The organism is Pseudomonadota bacterium (assembly GCA_022361155.1).
In the GTDB taxonomy this organism is placed as follows: Bacteria; Myxococcota_A; Polyangia; order Polyangiales; family JAKSBK01; genus JAKSBK01.
Genome location: JAKSBK010000519.1, coordinates 1 through 4,840, shown reverse-complemented (window position 1 = coordinate 4,840; position 4,840 = coordinate 1). Strand labels below are relative to the sequence as shown.

3 protein-coding genes are annotated in these 4,840 nt (G+C 62.1%); 2 read left to right on the top strand and 1 reads right to left on the bottom strand.

All coding sequences use genetic code 11. From position 1 onward, the window contains the following. Positions 1-211 precede the first annotated feature (211 nt). On the bottom strand, positions 212-1,933 hold the full coding sequence (locus tag MJD61_19200; protein MCG8557389.1) for an IS1634 family transposase: 1,722 nt from the start codon (positions 1,931-1,933) through the stop codon (positions 212-214). 518 nt (positions 1,934-2,451) lie between these two features. On the opposite strand from MJD61_19200, the gene MJD61_19195 reads away from it, so the two are divergent. Together MJD61_19195 and MJD61_19190 are read left to right on the top strand one after the other, a co-directional pair. After that, positions 2,452-3,510, top strand: a complete 1,059-nt coding sequence (locus tag MJD61_19195) for an SIR2 family protein (GenBank protein MCG8557388.1) — start codon at positions 2,452-2,454, stop codon at positions 3,508-3,510. Positions 3,511-3,905: 395 nt separating this feature from the next. Next, positions 3,906-4,840 (top strand): hypothetical protein (locus MJD61_19190; GenBank protein ID MCG8557387.1); only part of this gene is annotated, 935 nt, incomplete at its 3' end.

Sequence of the window (4,840 nt, the reverse complement as noted above, 5' to 3'; positions counted from 1 at the left end):
TGGCCGACCTGTCGATCCCCTTTGAGCACCTCCCTGCATTCTTCACCGAATTGCGCGCACTCTCATCGAACTTCGATCGTCCCACTGCAAAAAACATCCCCTTTTTCAGCCCCTGCCCCAATTCCATCGCCACCACTTTTTTGAGAAGTTACTGTAGGAAGGCATAAGTAGCCGGAAGCATTGGATATGGCTGCTTGGCCACTGGGAACGCTTAGGGGGTGACGCCGAGCAGGTCGAGGGCGCGGCGCTGCAGGTTGGTGGGCAGCGTGGTTTGGTCGAAGGACTCGGCGTTTTTGATGCGGGGTTGGATGCGGTTTTTGGTGAGGGTGGCCAGGTCGGCGAGCAGGGACTGGAAGCTGTGTACCGTTGCCCCTTCGTCGGTGCGCTTGCGCTCGGCCTTGCGCTGGGCTCGTGCGGAGCGGACGGCGGGCGCGACGGGCGAAGTGCGCTCGGCGTGGGCCTTGTCGTCGTCGTCGAAGAGGATAGGGGCGAGGGCCTGTCGCATGTGCCACTCGAGGTAGTAGGCGAGCATGCACAGCAGCACGTGGGCGCGCACCCGGTTTTCTTTGTGGTGGTAGATGGGTCGCAGCTTGAGGTCGACGGTCTTGAGGCTGCGAAAAGCGCGCTCTACGCTGGCCAGTTGCTTGTACGAGCGGACGACCTCGGGGGCCGAGAGCCGGTCTGTAGCGACGCTGGTGCGCAAGACGTAGATGCCATCGAGGGCGGCTTCCTCGGCGATGCGGGCTTCATCACGCGTGTAGCGGAAGCTCTCGGCCGTGACCGACAGGACGAAGTGTTTACCCACTTTGAAGCGACCGAGCAACTTGCCGACGCGCAAGCCGATCTTGTCCTTTCCGCGCAGCGGGTTTTTCTTGCGGGCGGTAGCTCGCACCACCTTGTCGAGCTCGCGCTCGGTGGCCGCGAGCAGCTCCTGACGCTTGCGGGCGCGCTCGGTGGCAAGCAGCGGGTTTCTGCAAACAATCAAACGCTCTTCGGGGTAGCGCGGGTCGTGCACTTCTCCCAGGTCCCGTTCGTCGAACAGGGACAACTGCAGGCTGCCGGCCTGCACGAGCGCCTGGATGGCCGGTGCGCGCAATGCGCTGATCCAGTCGAGCCCTTCGACGTCGCGCAGCTCCTCGCGGATGCGGGCCTCGGTGAGCATGCCGCGGTCGCCTACAAGCACCACGCTCGACAGAGCAAAGCGCTCGCGGAGCTTGCGGATCTGCGGGCCGAGCGTCCTAGGGTCGCCGACGTTGCCCTCGAAGACTTCGACCGCCACCGGGCAGCCTTGTGCGTTGCCCAACAGCCCGACCTCGATCTGCGGTTTGCCCTTGTGGCCGTCGCGCGAATAGCCGAGCTTGGCCAGCGGACAGCAGCGGCCCTCGAAGTGCGCCGAGGTCAGGTCGTACAGCACCTGCGCGCCTTCGCCGAGGTGGCGCCGAGCCAGCTCTTGCTCGATCGGTTCCTGACGCTCCAGCAGGGCATCCATGGCCGCGTACAGGTCATCCTCGTCGGCCTGCTCGACGTCGAGCTGCTCGCCCAAGGTGCTGCGCAGTGTCTCGGCGCCAAGCCCGCGTGCGGTGGCGAGCTTGGAGCCTGGGAAAAGCACGCGTGCTGCGATCATCGCCTCACACAGCTTGAGGCTCTTCGGGTCCTCGAGTCCCAGCAGCGCATCGAAGCGCAGCTGTCGCATCGTGCCCAGCACCGCCGCGACGTGTCCGTGCGGTCGCGACCTAACGATGTCGAAGGCTTCGGTGAGCGGCGCCGCAGCGCGGCCGCCCTTGAGCACGGCGCGCAGGGCCTCGACCTGTTCGGCGGGCCAATCGGAGAGGTTGGCGATCGTGCGTTTGCGCACCTTGCCGCCCTCGCGCCAGCCTTCGCGCAGCAGGATGGCGGGCCGGGAGCCACGGTTGGGGACGCGCTCGACATACATGGGAACTGTATATCAAGCCCCACCAGCTAATGCAAGCATACTCATGCATTTTACATGGGAACACTCCCGCCCCCGCAAAACAAAAAAACCCTGTGATTCCAAACCTATGCCCCAAATCACCACTCCAATTCAGGGGGAACTTCAGACTAGGAGACATCCAAGCGTCGACAAACAGCACAGCGTTCTCACGGCTGCTCCCCGCCGGGGCTCGACGGCAGCCGAGCCGGCCCTACCCGGGCGTGGCTAGCGTACGGTTGCTATGGAGTCCAGGGAGATCTCTCTGGCACGGGAAATCTATCTGGCGACACCCACGATCTCTCTGCGATCTATCTGGGACAGGATCTATCTGAGACACCCCACCCGACAGCATGATCCGGAGCGTGGCGGATGCCAGCCCGCGCGATGGGTGTCCCCGGATACCTCATCCGCGATGGGTGTCCCCGGATACCTCATCCCCGGATACCTCAGTCCTCGGTACGCGCTTTGAGCGCGCCCCTTGACGCCGTAGAATCTGGTGTGTGCAGTCCTTCGACCTGGGCCAGTTGCCACGACGATCGCTCCTCACCGGCGCGGGCTTCACCAAGAACTGGGGCGGCCACCTCGCCACCGAGCTATGGCCGCTACTCGACAGCACGCCGGTCGTGAACGGAAACCCAGCGCTGAGAGGGATTTTCAGAAAGCACCTGGGAAGCTTCGAGGATGCATTGACCGAGGCCCGCCATGCCATCCCGGATGGAGCCGTGAGCGCGGAGGAAGTGGCACAGCTCGAAAGGGACATCGTTTCGATCTTCATGGAACAGGAGCGCACCATCAACGCGCAGCGAACGCCTTCGCGGCTGAACGAATCTATGATCCAAGAGATGCTCAGCCTGTTTGCGCAAGGTCCAAGCACGCCCCCAAAACTATGCCAGGAGTCAGACACGGGGTATATTTTCACGCTCAACCAAGACCTGCTCGTCGAACGGATCGCTGTCGATGGGCACATGTACCATCAACCCGTCACACCGGGGGTGGCGCCGCGCACGTCGCCCAGCGAGTTGGGGCGTGACGATTTCCGACCTGACAACGACCGACACCTGCGTGAAACGCGGCAAGTACCGAACACGCCGAGCATGACCCTGCGTGGCAACCTGAACTACATCAAGCTCCATGGTTCCTACGAGTGGCGCAGCGCCGACCGGCCCGCTCTTGTAGTCGGCGGAATGAAGGAAGACACTATCGGGACGTTTCCTGTGCTGCAAGTGTACCTCGACATCTTCAGGCAGGTTTGCTGCAGCGGTGGGCTCAAGCTCATGGTGTGTGGATATGGGTTCGGCGATCCGCATATCAACCAGATAATCGCGACGGGCGCGAGAGATCACGAGCTCACAGTATTTCTGGTTGATCCGCGTTCGCCACAGCAGACCAAGGACGCTCTTGATCGCGGCGGTCAGGACGGCGCCGCCATTTGGAGCGCGATCACCGGATGGTCAACGAAGCCGCTTCGGGACACCTTCCCTCCACCGTCTGGCGAGCATCGAAGTCCCGAGTATTGGCGCATACTCGAGCTTTTCTTTGACTGGAACGCTCGCACGTAGCGTGCCACGAGTACTCCACGGTTCCACTCAAATCGAAGCCGTGCACTCACGATTCAGCAGGGGCCGGACGAAACACGTTCGAGTCATGACAATGCGCAATTCGCTGATTGTGGCTGGCCCGCTTGTCTGTTATTAGCAGCCATGGTCCCGGAAAGCTCGAGCGACTTTGAGTGGACCGTCGTCGAAGGAGTCGGTGAGTTCGTCACAGCCGTCGCCGCGTTGTCGAAACGCTGGAACACTAACGACGCGCATGATTTTCGCCTGTGGTGGGCGCGATCCCGATTTGGGGCCAATCGGGGTGGCGTAAGTAGTTGAAATTGGATCGTTCTTGAGGGGGGGATCGACAAGAACGACACGGAAGGCTCTCCTTGGGTTGCATGACCGAGGAGAGTTCCGTGTCGAACAACCTGCGTGAGCAGATCCAGCAACAAATAGCGGCTTTTGGTGAACTGGTCGAGGCCCATCTCAGTGTCTGGTCCAAGGCACGCACGCCTGTGGAGTTCCGGGAAATGGAACTGGACGTGGCGAAGCGGTGTCGGCAGCTCAGCGACGGGATCACGGCATGCGTTTTGCAAGATACCGTTTCCGACCCGTCGTTCGAGAGGGAGGTGTCGGTGGCAGCGCGGCAGGGAGGGCTGCTGCGGCAAGGAGGTCGACGGGACGTGACGGTAACGCTTGTGGGCGGCAGCAGGGTGCGATTGACCCAGCTTGAGTACTTGAAGCGTAACGGCCGCCGCAAGCGACGGGGCAGGCCGCGCACAAAACGGGGCAAGAGCGGCACCGGGTTGTATCCGTGCCTGGCGGCGTTGGGGATCTGCTTTGGTGTGACGCCGGCGCTAGCGGGCGAAATCTGTGCTCAGGTGGCCGACAGTGATTCGGTCCGAGCAGGACGCTCGGCGTTGGCTCGCCGTGACATTGATTTGGGGCACAAGCAGACCCTACGCATTGTCAACGGCTTTAGCGCTCGCGCTGTGGCTCAGCGCCAGGCATGGCTGCTTCAGGCACGACAACGCCAAGCTGCCAAAAGCGCTGTCAAGGGCATGCGAGTGGTCGTGGCTACCGACGGGGGCCGGATACGTGAGCGACACTACAAACAAGGCCGACGCCGAGCCAACGGCCACCGCAGCTACGACGCTCCGTGGTGTGAACCGAAGCTGCTGGTTGTCTATCTCATCAACGACCAGGGTAAACCTCAACGTTGCATATTTCGCGATGACGGAGACGCAGAATGGCTAGCGATGGTCGGTAGAAGGTGGTCAGGCTGCTATCCGAGATTGTGGCAGATACTTTTCGAGCTCTTTGCGTACAGCGGGGTTGTCACTGACGCTCA